Source organism: Halobacteriovorax sp. YZS-3-1, assembly GCF_047084945.1.
GTDB classification, from domain to species: Bacteria; Bdellovibrionota; Bacteriovoracia; order Bacteriovoracales; family Bacteriovoracaceae; genus Halobacteriovorax_A; species Halobacteriovorax_A vibrionivorans.
The window spans coordinates 344,326-360,528 of sequence record NZ_JBKIYI010000001.1 but is presented as its reverse complement, the minus strand read 5'-3'; the positions used below and the strand labels follow the sequence as shown (position 1 = coordinate 360,528).

The 16,203-nt window shown below is 37.0% G+C and carries 19 protein-coding genes and 5 tRNA genes; 5 read left to right on the top strand and 19 right to left on the bottom strand.

All coding sequences use genetic code 11. The features are described from left to right. Positions 1-5 precede the first annotated feature (5 nt). The 12 genes from rplK to lpxC all read right to left on the bottom strand — a co-directional run bounded on the left by rplK (position 6) and on the right by lpxC (position 7,359). Positions 6-431 carry a 50S ribosomal protein L11 gene (gene rplK, locus ACMAZI_RS01830; protein ID WP_114705887.1) on the bottom strand — a complete coding sequence of 142 codons (426 nt, stop codon included), beginning with the start codon at positions 429-431 and terminating at the stop codon, positions 6-8. A gap of 37 nt (positions 432-468) precedes the next feature. Continuing rightward, on the bottom strand, positions 469-1,098 hold the full coding sequence (nusG, locus tag ACMAZI_RS01825; protein ID WP_114705888.1) for a transcription termination/antitermination protein NusG: 630 nt from the start codon (positions 1,096-1,098) through the stop codon (positions 469-471). Positions 1,099-1,130: 32 nt separating this feature from the next. Next, positions 1,131-1,517, bottom strand: coding sequence for a preprotein translocase subunit SecE (gene secE, locus ACMAZI_RS01820; protein ID WP_114705889.1), 387 nt, complete (start codon positions 1,515-1,517; stop codon positions 1,131-1,133). A 132-nt stretch (positions 1,518-1,649) separates the two neighbouring features. Beyond that, positions 1,650-1,726 (bottom strand) — tRNA-Trp (locus ACMAZI_RS01815). Between the two features lie 169 nt (positions 1,727-1,895). After that, positions 1,896-3,086, bottom strand: coding sequence for an elongation factor Tu (gene tuf / locus ACMAZI_RS01810; protein ID WP_120405577.1), 1,191 nt, complete (start codon positions 3,084-3,086; stop codon positions 1,896-1,898). Positions 3,087-3,320: 234 nt separating this feature from the next. Next, a tRNA-Thr gene (locus tag ACMAZI_RS01805) sits at positions 3,321-3,395 on the bottom strand. Between the two features lie 80 nt (positions 3,396-3,475). Further along, positions 3,476-3,551 (bottom strand) — tRNA-Gly (locus ACMAZI_RS01800). A 56-nt stretch (positions 3,552-3,607) separates the two neighbouring features. Then, positions 3,608-3,693, bottom strand: a tRNA-Tyr gene (locus ACMAZI_RS01795). A 16-nt stretch (positions 3,694-3,709) separates the two neighbouring features. Next, a tRNA-Thr gene (locus ACMAZI_RS01790) sits at positions 3,710-3,786 on the bottom strand. 70 nt (positions 3,787-3,856) lie between these two features. Further along, positions 3,857-4,612 carry a TrmH family RNA methyltransferase gene (locus ACMAZI_RS01785; protein ID WP_114705890.1) on the bottom strand — a complete coding sequence of 252 codons (756 nt, stop codon included), beginning with the start codon at positions 4,610-4,612 and terminating at the stop codon, positions 3,857-3,859. After that, positions 4,612-6,330: a proline--tRNA ligase gene (locus ACMAZI_RS01780; protein ID WP_412473897.1), complete on the bottom strand. Its 1,719-nt coding sequence runs from the start codon at positions 6,328-6,330 to the stop codon at positions 4,612-4,614. Before ACMAZI_RS01780 ends, ACMAZI_RS01785 begins: the two co-directional genes overlap by 1 nt. A 111-nt stretch (positions 6,331-6,441) precedes the next feature. After that, positions 6,442-7,359 (bottom strand): UDP-3-O-acyl-N-acetylglucosamine deacetylase, encoded by a 918-nt coding sequence (lpxC, locus tag ACMAZI_RS01775; RefSeq protein ID WP_114705892.1) that lies wholly within the window; start codon positions 7,357-7,359, stop codon positions 6,442-6,444. 226 nt (positions 7,360-7,585) lie between these two features. Between lpxC and ACMAZI_RS01770 the strand changes: the two genes are divergently transcribed. After that, a complete protein-coding gene (locus tag ACMAZI_RS01770; RefSeq protein WP_334677873.1) occupies positions 7,586-8,008 on the top strand; it encodes a hotdog fold thioesterase in 423 nt (140 codons plus the stop codon). Between the two features lies 1 nt (position 8,009). Here ACMAZI_RS01770 and ACMAZI_RS01765 read toward each other — a convergent pair whose 3' ends face one another. From ACMAZI_RS01765 to ACMAZI_RS01740, 6 genes are read right to left on the bottom strand one after another with little or no spacing between them, the layout of a single operon-like run. Next, positions 8,010-9,233 carry an amidohydrolase family protein gene (locus tag ACMAZI_RS01765; protein WP_114705895.1) on the bottom strand — a complete coding sequence of 408 codons (1,224 nt, stop codon included), beginning with the start codon at positions 9,231-9,233 and terminating at the stop codon, positions 8,010-8,012. Beyond that, positions 9,234-9,980 (bottom strand): hypothetical protein, encoded by a 747-nt coding sequence (locus tag ACMAZI_RS01760; protein ID WP_412473898.1) that lies wholly within the window; start codon positions 9,978-9,980, stop codon positions 9,234-9,236. Further along, positions 9,970-10,962 (bottom strand): Holliday junction branch migration DNA helicase RuvB, encoded by a 993-nt coding sequence (gene ruvB, locus ACMAZI_RS01755; RefSeq protein WP_114705897.1) that lies wholly within the window; start codon positions 10,960-10,962, stop codon positions 9,970-9,972. Before ruvB ends, ACMAZI_RS01760 begins: the two co-directional genes overlap by 11 nt. Then, positions 10,963-11,616, bottom strand: a complete 654-nt coding sequence (gene ruvA, locus ACMAZI_RS01750) for a Holliday junction branch migration protein RuvA (protein ID WP_114705898.1) — start codon at positions 11,614-11,616, stop codon at positions 10,963-10,965. A 5-nt stretch (positions 11,617-11,621) separates the two neighbouring features. Beyond that, complete coding sequence (ruvC, locus tag ACMAZI_RS01745) at positions 11,622-12,179, bottom strand: crossover junction endodeoxyribonuclease RuvC (RefSeq protein ID WP_412473899.1); 558 nt, start codon at positions 12,177-12,179, stop codon at positions 11,622-11,624. A gap of 11 nt (positions 12,180-12,190) precedes the next feature. Further along, positions 12,191-12,364: a hypothetical protein gene (locus ACMAZI_RS01740; protein ID WP_158536777.1), complete on the bottom strand. Its 174-nt coding sequence runs from the start codon at positions 12,362-12,364 to the stop codon at positions 12,191-12,193. 64 nt (positions 12,365-12,428) lie between these two features. Here ACMAZI_RS01740 and ACMAZI_RS01735 point away from each other — a divergent pair, with 64 nt between their 5' ends. The 4 genes from ACMAZI_RS01735 (at position 12,429) to ACMAZI_RS01720 (ending at position 15,241) form a co-directional block, all read left to right on the top strand. After that, positions 12,429-13,292 (top strand): bifunctional 5,10-methylenetetrahydrofolate dehydrogenase/5,10-methenyltetrahydrofolate cyclohydrolase, encoded by an 864-nt coding sequence (locus tag ACMAZI_RS01735; protein ID WP_334677872.1) that lies wholly within the window; start codon positions 12,429-12,431, stop codon positions 13,290-13,292. A 15-nt stretch (positions 13,293-13,307) separates the two neighbouring features. Next, the gene (gcvT, locus tag ACMAZI_RS01730; RefSeq protein WP_334677871.1) at positions 13,308-14,378 is read left to right on the top strand and encodes a glycine cleavage system aminomethyltransferase GcvT; all 1,071 of its coding nucleotides are present in this window, start codon (positions 13,308-13,310) and stop codon (positions 14,376-14,378) included. Beyond that, the gene (gene gcvH / locus ACMAZI_RS01725) at positions 14,378-14,758 is read left to right on the top strand and encodes a glycine cleavage system protein GcvH (RefSeq protein WP_120405586.1); all 381 of its coding nucleotides are present in this window, start codon (positions 14,378-14,380) and stop codon (positions 14,756-14,758) included. The genes gcvT and gcvH overlap by 1 nt, the downstream gene beginning before the upstream one ends. 186 nt (positions 14,759-14,944) lie before the next feature. After that, positions 14,945-15,241, top strand: a complete 297-nt coding sequence (locus ACMAZI_RS01720; RefSeq protein WP_114705903.1) for a hypothetical protein — start codon at positions 14,945-14,947, stop codon at positions 15,239-15,241. Here ACMAZI_RS01720 and ACMAZI_RS01715 read toward each other — a convergent pair. Further along, positions 15,238-16,125, bottom strand: a complete 888-nt coding sequence (locus tag ACMAZI_RS01715; RefSeq protein WP_120405587.1) for a TonB family protein — start codon at positions 16,123-16,125, stop codon at positions 15,238-15,240. The two genes, ACMAZI_RS01720 and ACMAZI_RS01715, sit on opposite strands and share 4 nt — an antisense overlap. Between the last annotated feature and the right edge of the window lie 78 nt (positions 16,126-16,203).

The following is a 16,203-nucleotide window of genomic DNA, read 5'->3' as shown; positions in this document are numbered from 1 at the left end:
ACCTCTTAGTAGTCCAGTTTAATACCAGCTGAACGACATGAACCTTCGATGATTCTTTCAGCAGCTTCTTGAGTAGCAGCTGTTAGATCTGGTCTTTTCGCTTCAACGATTTCTTCAATAACGTTTTTAGATACTGTCGTTACAACTTCTGTACCTGGCTTCTGTGCACCTCTTTTAAGCTTAAGCTTAGTCTTAAGAAGGTATGAAGCTGGTGGTGTCTTTGTTACAAATGTAAAAGAACGGTCAGAGTAAACTGTAATGATTGTTGGAAGCATTACACCTGCGTCTTTTTGAGTCTTTGCATTAAAAGCCTTACAGAATTCCATGATATTAACACCTTTTTGACCTAGTGCCGGCCCAACTGGTGGTGATGGGTTAGCTTTCCCACCTGGAATCTGTAGCTTAATGAAACCTGTGATTTTCTTAGCCATAAAATTCTCCTGCGAACTTGCGTTCTACCAACGATTATTAATTCTTTTCAACCTGAGAAGCGTCTAATTCTACTGGTGTTGGTCGACCAAAGATAGAAACGTTCACTTTCAGTTTTCCGTTTTCGTTTACTGATTCAATAGTTCCAATGAATGAAGCAAATGGTCCTTCAATAACCTTAACTTCTTCACCTTCAGAAAAGTCCACAGTTGTGCGTGACTTTTTGAAGCCTTCATTAGATTTACCTGTCATATAAGCTGCCTCTTCATCTGATAAAGGGGCTGGTTTGTCAACTGTACCACCGACAAAACCTGTAATTTTATCTGTATCTTTAACTAGGTGCCACGTGTTCTCATTCATAACCATTTGAATTAACACATAACCTGGAAAGAGCTTCTTAGTGATCGTTCTCTTTCTTCCACCTGCATGAGTTGTAACTTTTTCTTCAGGTACAACAATCTCACCAAAAGAATCTGTTAGCTTGTAGTTAACGATTCTTTCACGAAGAGTCTTTTGAACCTTGTTTTCTTGTCCTGTAAGAGCTTTTGCAATATACCAACGAAAGTTAGGGTTAACTGCTTCAGCCTGTTCAGTTGTTTCTTCAGAAGCCTCTGGCGCTGCAGTTACTTCTTCGTTAAGTTCTTTTTCTGATTCGTTATTATCAACCATGCTTTATCTCACTTTTAATTTTTTAAGTTAGGCTACAGAATTAAACTTAGTAATTGTCTGAATGAGTAATCAATCAGAACAAAGATACCGCTAACAATACTCAAAGCGATTACTAGTCCAACAGTTGTCTTTAAAACATCATCCTTATTAGGCCAAACTACCTTAACTAGTTCGCCATAAACATCTTCAAGTAATGTCGATGCAGACTTGTTTTTTACGATTGACATAAAAACAATCAGACCTACAACAATTCCAACAACTTGTACCGTGATTGGAAAGTTAGGAACCTTTGCTTCTAGATCAAACCATTCTCCTAATTGCTCGAAGAATCTAATCGTAATAAATCCACAAATTGCACTTACAGCAGCAACGAAAGCGTTAATCCACTTTTTGCTGTCTTCACTCTTAATGAGAGACATTTCAAATCCTTTTTTACCTAAATTAAACGTACAAGTACCAGATTATATCCCTTAATTAACATGCTTTGGCAAGTCTAAACAATAAAATGGGATAATTTTCCAAGTATTAATAAATAATATTTAAAAGAAAAGTGGCGGGCGCATAAGGATTCGAACCTTAAACCTACTGATTTGGAATCAGCCGCTCTACCAATTGGAGCTATACACCCGTAGTGATATTGGATTGATAAGTTACCCAAAAAGGCCTTCCTCGTCAATCTCTTATTCTTAGAAAAAAACCAAAATTTAAAAACTTACATGCATATTATAGGATGCAATCCCTACTCAATAAAAAAGGGGACCAAGTGGTCCCCCTCTATATCTTCAATAGAAAATCTATTAGTCTAGAATTTCAGATACTGTACCAGCACCAATTGTTCTACCACCTTCACGGATCGCGAACTTAAGACCTTTTTCCATCGCAATTGGAGTAATTAAATCTACTGCGAATGAAGTATTGTCTCCTGGCATTACCATCTCAACTCCGTCTGCAAGTGTAATATCACCTGTTACGTCTGTTGTTCTGAAGTAAAATTGTGGTCTATAACCTTTGAAGATTGGAGTGTGACGTCCACCTTCATCTTTTGAAAGGATATATACTTCACAGTTGAACTTCGCGTGTGGAGTTACTGATCCTGGCTTAACTAGACACTGACCACGTAGTACTTCTTCACGCTTAACACCACGTAGAAGTAGACCAACGTTATCACCTGCACGACCTTCGTCAAGAAGCTTTCTGAACATCTCAACACCTGTTACAGTTGTCTTAGTTGTTTCTTTAATACCAACGATTTCGATCTCTTCGTTTACCTTGATTACACCTCTTTCAACACGTCCTGTACAAACTGTACCACGTCCTGAGATTGAGAATACATCTTCTACTGGCATTAGGAAGTCAAGATCTGTTGCTCTAGCTGGAGTTGGGATATACTCATCAACTTGTGCCATAAGCTCTAGTACTTTATCTTTACCAATTGCATCGTCTCTCATTTCAAGAGCTGCTAGTGCCGAACCAGCTACGATAGGAATATCGTCACCTGGGAAGTCGTAAGAAGAAAGAAGCTCTCTTACTTCCATTTCTACTAGCTCAAGTAGTTCTTCATCATCTACCTGGTCTACTTTATTTAAGAATACTACGATCGCTGGTACACCTACCTGACGTGCAAGAAGGATGTGCTCTCTTGTTTGTGGCATTGGCCCATCAGCCGCTGAACAAACTAAGATTGCTCCGTCCATTTGTGCTGCACCTGTAATCATGTTCTTTACATAGTCAGCGTGACCTGGACAGTCTACGTGTGCGTAGTGTCTTGTTGCTGTTTCATACTCAATGTGTGAAGTATTGATTGTAATACCTCTAGCTTTTTCTTCTGGTGCCGAATCGATTTCGTCGAATTTTCTTACGTCACCACCAAGTGCGTTCGCTAGTGTAATTGAAATTGCCGCTGTAAGAGTTGTCTTACCGTGGTCAACGTGCCCGATCGTACCAATGTTTACGTGGGGCTTACTTCTGTCAAAAGATTCTTTTGCCATGACTTAAGTCTCCTTAAAAAAGTTAAACAAAACCCTATTAGTTTGTCTTTATAAGCTATTTTTGAGTTGTAAGTATCGGATAAATTCAGAATAGATTCAACATAAAAAAAATGCCATCACTATAAAAACCGTACTTACAAATTTTATTTTCTCAAATTGATAACATAAAATTCTTGGATTGCCAGTAAAATCTATACTTAACAGCACAAAAAACGACAATTTAACTTAATTTAATGGAGCTCACGACGGGATTTGAACCCGTGACCTCTTCCTTACCAAGGAAGTACTCTACCCCTGAGCCACGCGAGCATCACAAGATGTGTACAGAGATTTTAATTGAAAACTTAGAAAAAAGGCAAAAAAAAAGCTCCCAAAAAGGAGCTTTTTAATGGAGCGGGCGACAAGGTTCGAACTTGCGACATTCAGCTTGGAAGGCTGACACTCTACCAACTGAGTTACGCCCGCATAAGATTTATCTTTTATAGCCTTTTAAAAATTATCTGTAAAGATATTTTTTAAAATGGTGGCGAGAGATGGATTCGAACCATCGAAGGGATACCCCGACAGATTTACAGTCTGTTGCCTTTGGCCACTCGGCAACCTCGCCACAATCGTAGTAAAAATGGAGCTGGCAATAGGACTCGAACCTACGACCTGCGGTTTACAAAACCGCTGCTCTAGCCAACTGAGCTATGCCAGCCCAAATTTCCTGCGATGGAAATAAGTTATAAAAGAGAACAAAAAATTTGGCAAGTTTTTTTTAAATAATTTTAAGAAAAAACTTTCTCCATCGCTATCGCCGCAGCAACAGAAACATTCAAGGACTCAATCTTTCCTATTGGTTCTAAACGAATTTTTTTCTCTAATAATCGTACAGAAGCGTGTGATAGACCTCTATCTTCCGCTCCTAGCACTAAACATTTGATTCCTGCTATTTCACCAATTTCATTATCATCTGTATGTTCTGTAAGTCCAACAGGTGTCACTCCTCGTTTTATTAGAGCAGATAAGAATTTTGGTAGTGAATTACATTTTACAATTTCAATATACTCAAGTGCACCAGAAGCAATTCTGGCCATTGAAGGTCCAATATTAAAATTATTTTTAACAGCAAAAACAATATGTGAAACATTATAAAATGCAGCTGTACGCATAATTGCTCCAGCATTATGTACATCAGTTACACCATCAAGGCATAATATTTTAACTTCTTCACCAGCATCTATTGCATCAAAAAGAGGTTTCGTTTCTGAAATACTCTTAGCGGAACTTACAAGAAGTACACCAGAAGGAACTCTTGAGTATTGGAAGTCTTCTTTAGCGTAGAGCTCTTTAGCAAGCTCTTGAACCTTATGTGAAGAAACAAGTTTTATATTTAAACCATCTAATTCATGCTTTTTGAGCCCTCCCATTTTATTGAGTTTTTCTAGCCCTTCTTCGCATGCGATAAGTTCTACTGTTGTTCTTTTAGGATTGCGAATTGCATGTACAATTGAATGAACACCAACAATTAAATCTTGTTCCATTACAGTTCCTTTAGTAACTCATTCACTTTAGATATTAAGTCTTCATGAGACACTTTTATTTTTTCGCCAGAGCGACGTATACGAATCTCAAGCATGCCATCTTCTTTATGATCTCTTTCACCAAGTACAACCTGGAGAGGTAAACCAAGTAGATCTGCATCCTTAAACTTAAATCCTGGTCCTGCCTTGCGGTCGTCATAGACAACTTCAAGACCACTGTTGATTAGTGTTTTATATAGTTCGTTTGCTTTTTCTTTGTATTCTTCGGATTTTACAATCGCTACAAATGAAACATTATAAGGTGCTATAGCGGCCGGCCAAATGATTCCATTCTCATCGTGGTTTTGCTCAATTGCAGCAGCAACTAAACGAGTTACACCTATTCCATAGCATCCCATAAGTGGTGCCATGGCCTTACCATTTTGATCTAAGATGGTAGCATCCATTCCCTTTGTATACTTATCTCCAAGTTGGAAGATATGACCAACTTCAATCCCGCGCTTTAATTCAACTTGATGCTTTCCATCAACAGTATAATCACCAGAGCATGCCAACCTTAGATCTGCTGTTTTAATTTGTTTAATAACTTCTTTTGGAACAAAGTTTTCTAAGTGCATATCAAGTTTATTAGCACCAACAACATATGCAGCATCTAGATCAACCTGAGTATCAAATACAATATCAAGGTTTGAGATTTCAACAGGACCAATAAATCCCTTAATAAGGCCAAGGGCCTTAAGTTCAGTGTCTGTAGCAGTTGTCACTTCATAGCCAGGATATACTTTTTCAAGTTTCAGCTCATTGAGCTCATCATCACCTAATAAAAGAACAAGAATAAACTTTTCTTCTTCATCATTTCTAGCTTTATAGACAAGTGATTTTAAAGAATGAAACTCATTCTTTTTTAAGAATTCACAAACTTCTTTAATTGTTGCTTTTCCAGGTGTCGACACTTCGGCCATACTTCCTGTTTTAGCAGCACTTTCAACTTTTCGTATTGTTTTAGCAGTTTCAATATTTGCGGCGTAATTTGCTTCATTTGAATAGATAATTGCATCTTCACCTGAATCAGCAATAACTTGAAATTCATGTGTTTTTGCATCACCATCGGCCATTGCACCACCATCTGCTACAACGGCAGAGAATTCTAGTCCAAGACGATTAAAAACATTTTCATAAGCTTCATACATTCTGTCATATACTTCATCTAAACATTCTTTTGTTGCATGAAAAGTATATGCATCCTTCATTATAAATTCACGGCCACGCATTAGCCCAAAACGAGGTCTGATTTCATCACGAAATTTTGTATTAATTTGATAAAGAGATAGAGGTAAATCTTTATATGACTTTATTGTTTTTCTAAAGACATCTGTGATGGCCTCTTCATTTGTTGGAGAAATACAAAGATCGCGATCAGCCTTATCTTTGAACTTAAGCATTTCACCGCCCATCTTTTCCCAACGTCCAGTTTCCTGCCAAAGTTCACCTGGAGTAACTACAGACATGAGCATTTCATAGCATCCGGCCTTATCCATTTCCTCACGAACAATTTGTTCAACCTTGCGAATCGAACGATATCCCATCGGTAGATAATTATATAATCCAGCAGCTGACTTATGAATCAAACCTGCTCTCATCATTAATTGGTGTGAAGCGATCGTTGCATCAGCTGGTACTTCTTTGTATGTTTGCCAAAATCCCTTTGATAGAATCATGTAAATCTCTCTTTTTATTAATACGAAAAAACGTAAGATAATGAAAATTCAATATCATTGTACACGTGGTTGATCACGCTTTAAATGCTAAAATATTTTTATATAGACTGATTAGAATGACGGCGCAAGGGCCATGGGTAGATCAAATGCCTGTACTGCTTCTTTCTCTAAAGTAGTAGCTGAAACGATTTCGTAGGCATCTGGTGTTTCTAAAAGCTTACGACAAAGCACGTTGTGAACGTGGTGACCTGACATATAAGTAGTTATTTTTCCGGCAATTTCATAACCTAAAAGACTAATATCACCGATTGTATCAAGAATTTTATGTCTTACAAATTCATCGTTAAAACGAAGCCCATCAGGATTCATTACTTTGAAGTCATCAAGAACAACTGCATTATCGAGAGAGCCACCCTTAATTAAACCTTTTCTCTTAAGCATATCGACATCTCTTAAGAATCCAAAAGTACGTGCTCTTCCAATTTCATTTATATAATTTTCACAAGTAAACTCAAATTCTTTACGCTGTGTCTTAATAATAGGATGTTTAAAGACAATAGTTGAGTCAATTATTAGCTTTTCACAAGGCTCTATTCTTGCCCATTTTTCGCCAACTTTAACTTCCACTGGCTTTGTAACTACTAGAAATTTCTTCGTTTTATGTAATTGTTGGATACCTGTCTCTTTAATGACATATAAGAAAGAGGCACCTGATCCATCCATTGTAGGAACTTCTGGCCCGTCAATTTCGATAAAACAATTATTAATACCAAAACCGTAGAGAACAGAAAGTAAGTGCTCAACTGTGTGAACAGCGCCCGCACCAGAACCAATAGCAGTATTATTCTCAGTGGCCCCAACTGTCGTAGCAGTCGCCTTTAGGATCTCTGAGTCCTTAATATCTGTTCTTTTAAATGAAATACCAGAGTCTGCTTGAGCTGGATGCAGAGTCATAGAAACCTTCTCACCAGAATGGATTCCAATTCCCGTAATCGTAACTGTCTTAGCAATAGTTCGTTGGTTTAACATTTAAATTCACCTAATATTAAGTACTTCATTCCATTTTAAACTTTGCAGCAATATATAGCAAGTATCGTCAAATACCAGCAAAATATTACCAAATCTACCATGTTAAAGCTTTTTGTAACAAAAATTAACCAAGCCTTCCACTCTTTTAATAATAACCCTAAAATAAATGCATATGATAAAACAATATTAGCTTATCTAAATATAACACGTTCAAAAGGTTTTATTTATGAATATATGGAATGAAGAATTCGAATTATCTGACGTAAACAAGTTCAACAAAGGCTGTTGTGTCGAGCATCTCGATATTAGAGTGACAGACTTTGGTGATGATTATCTCGTGGCAACAATGCCAGTCGATGAGAGAACAAGGCAACCATATGGCGTCCTTCACGGAGGGGCAAGCTGTGTTTTAGCAGAATCTGTTGGCTCTATTGCTTCTAATTTAGTACTGGATTCTTCTAAGTACTATGCTGCAGGACTTGAGATAAACGCCAATCACGTTAGGCCAGTTCAAAGTGGGCTCGTTACGGCCAAGGCCAAAGTTGTCCATCTGGGAAAATCAACTCATATCTGGGACATCCGCATTACAGACGAGAAAGACAAATTAGTATGTATCTCTCGTCTGACAATGGCAGTTATTAAAAAATAGCTTATTTTTTTAAAAGACGTGTAGGCATTTCAAACGCTTCATCTGTGAGTTTTTCTCCAGTTTTGGGATGCCTTACTGTTCTTAATGCCACAAAGTGGAATAAGAGAGGATTGATTGAATAGATCTCGTTAAGAATATCTCTTTCCTCTTCTGTAATAAATCCTTTTTCAACCAGATCAGTAGTTCGATAGATCCAATTGATTGCAGGTAGTGGATAATCAGAACCATACATTACACGTGAATGAAATTGCTTATTCTCAATCATTTCAATTAAAGGCTGGCTTAGTCTTTCGTAGATAATTAATGCCGATAAGTCAGTGAATAAGTTCTTTTCATATTTCTTTTCTTTGAAAAGACGCCAAAATAGATCTGAACATTCTGCTTGTACTCCACCGTTATCCAGATCGGCACACTTACCTCTTGAGGCTGCATGAGAGATAATTACATCGATTCCCATATCAAGTGCAGGACGAAGACGAAGAGGATTACCAAGCTCTTGAAACTTATCTCCTTCAACGGCCTTTTCTTCACCTGCATGAGAGATCAGTGTCATGTCATATTTTTTCATCATCTTATAAAAAGGAAGAACTTTTTTATTTGATGGATCAATCCCCATGGCATTTGGAAGCCATTTTACAAATCGAACACCTTGAGCGGCCCATTTTTCAAGCTCCTCAAGTGCATCCTGACGATATGGATGAATCGAAGCAACCATTTTAAAATTGACAGGATTTTCTTTTACAACTTTAGCGATATATTCATTTGGAACATAAAACTCTGAGTGTTCTAAATCTATCGTGCCATCTAATTTATAGTGATAATCAAAAGCTAAAGCGTATGCTGGAATGAAATGAGGCTGATATCTCATCAATTCAGTTAAGCGTGCAATATATTGCTCATCGGCTTGTGATTCATCATCAACACCAGATGCCGTCATATAAACATTAAATCGATTATACTTAGACAGGTGATTAAACCAATCTTTCATATGTGGGTTAACCCAAATACCACTGCCACTATTTCCAAGGCCAACAATGTGTAAGTGTGTATCTCTTAATTTTTTTAAGTCTATTCCATCATATGACTTTTCGATGAATTCTCTTACGTGTTTAGGAAGCTTTTCGTATTCACTTGGTTCATAATCAAAATCTCCACCAAGCTTCCCATAGAGCAATGAACATGATGTCATTAATAGTGCGAGTGCAAGTAATAAAATTTTCTTCATTTAAAATAACCTTAAACCTTTCTTATAATCATATTTCAATTGTAGTAGCATACTGAAGTGATTGCGGTTAAATCGATCACGATTCCCACCAAGAACCACATCATAAGTCCACTTTTCTTTTTTAAATTGATTTAAAAAACCAACAAATGTTTTATCCTGTTTTGTTTTTTCAGACCAAGTACGAAGATGAATAATTCCAAATGTGTACTTATCACTATATTGATATGCGATGATATTTCTCATGATGTTTACAATATCATCTGATTGGATCTCAAGTGTATGAAGGGCATTTGCTACCTCACCCTTAAAGTCGTAATCAAAGTAATCTCGTTGATAATCATTAATCATGACGAATTTCTTATAACCGAGAACACTATCAACTCTTAAATAAGAACGAGTTCCATCAGAGTCACAAACCTGAACATCACAATCAAAAGTATCTAACTCTTTTGAAGAGCGATAAACTTGTTCTGATCCTGCTACGAAACCAAGAATTGAAATTGGAAAGAATTCAATCTTTCCACCAATCGTATTAATGGTTCCACTTGTCGTAAAATAAGCGGCCTCGCGAAGAAAGCCATAGATTTGATCATTATGGCGCCAAAGCTCCTGGTTAGCTCCACCTTCAATACGAGCGGCAGCACCTAGAGCATAGGAGCGAAACCCAGCTCCAGCGTGGAGATCATATGTTGCTTGTGAATTTAGGGATAAAAAAACTAAAACTAAGATAAAAAACTTATTTTTCATTAATCAACTCTTTTGCAATTTGTGAGATCTCGCGACCTCTTGGCGTACGTATTAAAAATCCTTCCTTAAGTAAGAAAGGCTCATAGACATCTTCAATTGTGGAACGATCTTCTGCAAGAGTCGCACAAAGAGCTTCAATACCAACTGGCCCGCCACCATAGTATTCTTGAATCACTTTTAAAATTCTTCGATCCATACGATCAAGTCCACGTTCATCAATTTCCATCATTTCAAGAGACTTCTTTACGTCATTGATATTTACATGTGATGAATCACGAACAATAGCAAAGTCTCTTACTCTTCTAAGAATTCGATTGGCAATTCGCGGAGTTCCCCTTGAGCACCTTGCCATTAAAAGCTCAGCATCTTCATCTATTCCCAAGCTTAATTTCTTTGCATTATTAGAGATAATTTTAGCTAACTCTTCAGGTTGATAAAAATCAAAATGAAAGTGGGCCATAAAACGATCTCGAAGAGGATTTGATAATAAGCCTGAACGAGTTGTTGCCCCAATTAAAGTAAAGGGAGCAATATCAATTTGCATTGTTCGTGCCGCAGCTCCATCTCCAATTACAATATCAAGTCGATAGTCTTCCATCGCTGAGTAAAGTATTTCTTCGACTGAGATATGCATGCGATGTATTTCATCAATAAAGAGAACGTCTCTTGCTTCTAAGTTAGTTAAGATAGCGGCAAGATCACCTTTCTTCTCAATGGCCGGTCCAGAGATAACGTGCAGATGACTTCCAAGTGCATTTGCAATAATCATGGCCAATGATGTTTTCCCAAGACCAGGAGGTCCCGATAAAAGAGCATGGTCCATAGACTGATTTCTCTTTACAGCAGAATTCACCATGACATCGATATTTTGAACAATCTTTTTTTGACCAATATATTCAGTAAAGTCTTTAGGCCTTAGAAGAACTTCTTTCTTTGTTTCCTCTTCACCTAGTTCAGGATCGAAAATTCGTTCATCAGACATTTAGACCTCTTTTAAAACGAGGTGAACTAATTGTTCAGCTCTAGTAATTTGATTCTCATCTAAGATTCTCTTAGCAAGAGGCATAACCTTATCTTCAGTAAAACCAAGTTCCTTACATGCCATTATGGCATCATTCATTAAAGCTGAATCATATGATGGTGTTGCATGAATTGTTTCTTCAATTATTTCGAGATTAAGAGTTGGCTGTATTACTGTATCTGGTACAGATGTAGCTGTTGCTGAAGCCTTAGAATACATTTTTATTTTTTGGGCTTTTCCACTTAAATCAAGAATGATTTGTGAAGCTGCCTTGGCACCAATCCCAGGAGCCTTTTGAAGTGTCTTCTTATTTTCAAAAAGAATTGCATCAATTATATTATCAACTCCAATACTCGTTACAAGAGCAAAGGCCCCTTTTGGACCAACACCTTTAACACTTAAGAGCATTTCAAATGCTTTCTTTTCACGAAGTGAACGAAACCCAAAAAGTTCCTCACTCGCCTCTTTAACAATATGTGAAATAAAAATTGCAGCAATTGAACCTTCCGGTAGAACGTGCTGAAAATAAATTTGGTGTCCGACACCTGAAGGTGAAAATAATATCAACTCGTTTCCGTCACTGAAAACGACTTCTCCTTGCAATAGTCCAATCATAAAACCTACTTAGAAAATACTTCTTTTAATGTACGCGCTTTTGTACGTGTTGATTTTCCCTTTATTTTTGCTCTTTGTCCACGATTCAACGCGTGACATAAGGCTATAGCAAGGGCATCTGACTCATCATGTGACTTAAATGTAATCTTGCCAAAAATCATCGATAAGGCCTTATCAACACCTTCTTTAGTTGCATGGCCATGACCAGTGACAGTAGATTTTATTAAGTTTGGTGAATATTCTGTGATTTTCCCCTGATACTTCTCAGACAGACCTGCGATAAGTGCTCCACGAGCTTGGGCCAATTTTGATAAAGCAGGGACGCTCTTTACATAGATAAGAGATTCAATTGAGATTTCATCAGGCTTGTGAAGTGAAACAATATCTTTAATTGACATCGAGATAGTAGCGAGACGATCGAGAAATTCCGGTATCTTATCAAATTTTAAGACACCCGAGTCAATGTATTTAAATTTTCGCCCCTCAACTTCAATCACGGCCCAACCAGTGGTACGAGATCCTGGGTCAATTCCAAGAATATACATAACTCTTAGTATAAACAAAAAATTCGAATTTACGAGCGATCTACGCCTTTTATCATATGACCGATATAAAATACTGCTGAGCCACCAATGAATTGATAAAGTTCGAGCATTTCATAATCACCTTTTTGCAATCCAGCAAAAAGACAGAGACCGACTGAGGCAAAACCTATTAATTGTAGTGCTAATCCTAACCAAAAAAACATAAATCAATGAATACGATGTAATTCTGAAATTGCCAATACTTAGTGTTAAAGATAATATAGATCGATGCAAAAAGAAGCTAAATTACTATATGCTCAGCCAGTTATTGAAAAACAGGTTGAAGTCCTCAAAGATGAGTGTAAATCCTTAAAGTCTAAGGATATAACTCCTTGTCTAAAGGTAATCCTTGTTGGCAATAATCCAGGAAGCGTTATTTACACAAATAGTAAGAAAAAATTTGCAGAAAAAATTGGAGCTAGTTGTGAGATCATCAACCTCGATGAATCCACTGGAGAAGAAGAGTTTTTAAAAGTCGTAAACGAATTCAATAATGATGATTTGGTTCACGGTATTCTTATTCAACTCCCACTACCAAAAAGCTTGTCGCAAATTGATACCACAGATCTTGTTGTTCCCCATAAAGATGTCGATGGTTTTCATTATGAAAATGTCGCTAAACTTTATCGTGGTCAACTTGGTGAAACATCCATGATTCCATGTACTCCAAAAGGAATTGTGACCATGGCCAAGTATTATGGAATTGATTTTGCAGGTAAGAGTGTTGTTATTGTTGGAAGAAGTCTTATCGTAGGAAAGCCTCTTTCTCTTCTACTATCCAATTTAAATGCAACAGTAACTTTAGCTCACTCAAAAACACAAAACCTAAAAGATTTAACTAAAACCGCAGATATAATCGTCACAGCAATCGGTTCACCAAAACTATTCACAAAAGAATATTTTAGAGATGATAATTCTCAGATAATTTTTGATGTTGGAATCAATCGCAGTGAAGATGGAAAATTATGTGGAGATTGTGACTTTGCTAATATCAAAGATCAAGTTGCAGCAATAACACCTGTTCCAAAAGGTGTAGGGCCAATGACAATCTTTAGTGTTTCACAAAACCTCATTAGCGCGGCCAAAAAATAAAATACAAGGACATTTATGAAACAAACATCCCTAACACAGGCCCATCGCGACCTAAAAGCAAAAATGGCAGACTTCGCTGGTTATGAAATGCCTATTCAATATGCAGGAGTAAAGGCAGAAGTTGAAGCTGTCAGAAATAATATTGGTGTCTTTGATGTCTCACATATGGGTGAATTCTTTGTTGAGGGTAAAGACGCTATCGCATTTGTTGATTATATCTTAACTAATGATTTTGCTGGTGCGCAAACAGGTAAAGCTGTGTACTCACCTCTTTGCCGCGAAGACGGAACTGTAGTCGATGATCTTATTGCTTATAAATTGGCCGATGAAAAGATTATGATTTGTGTTAATGCTGCAAATATCGAAAAGGACTGGAGTTGGATTTCCTCAAAAACCGATGGCTTTGATATTTCATTAACAAATAAATCGGATGATTATTCCCTATTAGCGATACAAGGACCAAAGACTGAAGAGGTACTTGCTTCACTAGGTTTTGAGTCCGTTACGAATGCACAATACTACTCAGCTTACGAAAGTGAATGGAGTGGTTGCGACGTTATTATGGCACGAACTGGATATACAGGAGAAGATGGTTTTGAAATTTTTGGAGGCCATGAAACAATTAAGAAATTATGGGCACAGCTTTTAAATGCTGATGTAACTCCATGTGGACTTGCATCTCGTGATGTGCTTAGACTAGAGGTATGTTATCCACTTTACGGCCATGAACTGAATGATGAGTTGACACCACTTGATGCAGCACTCAAATGGACTGTTAAACTTAAAAAAGAAAAGTTTATTGGAAAAGAAGCATTAGATGGATTAACTTCAAAGTATCGTCTAGTGAAGTTATCAATTGATAAAGGTATACCTAGAGAAGGTTATCCTATTTTAAATGAGCAAGATGAAGTTATTGGAAAAGTTACAAGTGGAACAATGTCAGTAACAAACTCCCAAGGTATCTGTCTTGGACTCGTACAAAGAGAACGTTTTCCAGAAAATAAAAAATTTAAAATACAAATTAGAAAGAATATTATAGATACTAATTACCATACAAAACCATTTGTTAGCGGAGGACATAAATAATGAACAACATTCCAACAGAACTAAAATATACTAAAGAACATGAGTGGGTAAAAGCAGAAGGTGATATCGTAACTGTTGGTATTACAGACTTCGCACAAAACTCTCTTGGTGATATTGTTTTCGTTGAACTTCCAGAAGTAGGACAAGAGTTTTCAAAAGATGATACTTTTGGTGTAGTTGAATCAATCAAGTCAGCAAGTGATCTTTATCTTCCAGTATCAGGTGTTGTAACAGAAGTTAATGAAGAGCTTCCTGATACACCAGATAGTCTTAACTCTGATCCATATGATTCATGGATGGTTAAAGTAAAAATGACAAATCAAGATGAGTTAAGTGACCTTTTAAGCAACGAAGATTACGAATCTCTGTGTCAAGAATAATTATTAGAAAATAACTTTTTCTATCATATCAAGGCCCTCTTATAGAGGGCTTTTTTGTATTTCAAACACTTACAAATTCAACATAAAAAATATTTCCATTACCACAATTTTTTCCTTTACGAATGAATGCTAAGGCCTCATACTCCCAATTCTCACTGATATCGAATAAATTGAGACGGGTATTAAATGCACAATAATCAAGAATCTATTCAGCTAATCAACACAGCAATCATTAAGGGTAAAGAAAGAAAGATCGATACTACTTATGAGGATAGATTAAGTCAGGCTTGCAACTCTTCAGCAATCGCAGCGATTTCAAATGCAATTGAACAATTAGCAGAAACTGATCGTATCTCTTACGATCAAGCAGCTATTAAAATTGTGGAAACTATCAAAGAGCTTGATCAAGTTTGGACTGACTATGTTCTTATGGAAGGTATCAACAATATCAAGAAAATGCTTAAAGGAAATACAAAGCACTAGTTCTTTGTAACGGCAAATCCCCAGTCAATATTTGCGAAACCATTTTTCACCATTCCAGCTGGTGGATTTGGAAAAGGTCCTGCTTTATTAAAGGATTCAACCGCTGCATCATCTAGGTCTTTTACTCCAGACGAGCCTTGAACAATAACATTAACAATGTGACCTTTTTCATTTAAAACAACGCGCACATTTGTTAGAAATTTACTTCCTGCTGGGCCTCTGCGGTTTTGACGATAGATGGCCTCCATCTTCTCTCTTAAAGTGCTGCCCCAGTGCTGCTCTAATTGTTGCTTTATTCGAAAGTAGAAACCGTAATACTTATACTCTGTTGTATTTAGCTTAGTGATATCCCCTAATTTAATATCTTCTAAATGGTCATTTGAGCTAGCAATCCCGCGACTATTCTCTGCGCCTGTTTTTGTCCCTTTAACTAGGTTTTGATCTTTTTCTAAAGAGGTATTTTGCGATACTGCAAAGTCTTGAAAACTAATACGTCCTGTTTTTGACTTCGTTAACTTTCTCTTATTTTGCTTCTTTGCTTTCTTCCCTTGAGCCTTTTGGTCAACTTTAGCATTACCAAGGCCCCCAAGATTAAAAGAATCCACAACTTTTGCCTTCGTCTCTCGGTCAACTTTATTATTAGTTTCACTAAGAAACTTGGCCTTATCAGCGAGTTCCTGATTGGCCTTTGCTGTAGTGACAATCTGTCGGGCCTTATTATTTAACTTAAGACGAATGCGTTGAGGCTCTTTCTTATCGAGCTTAGGCAGAGAGAGCATACTCAGAGAAGTCATTTTGGAAGGCATCATCACAAGATGCACAAGTAGCGATGCAGCGATCGCTAGATAGATATAAGTTCTGTGTTTTTTATGAACTAATTCCAAAAAAGGCTCCGAGAAGATGCGCTTTATGCGCTCTTACTATGTCTTCTCGGATAAAATAGCGGAATATTTACGACAAAT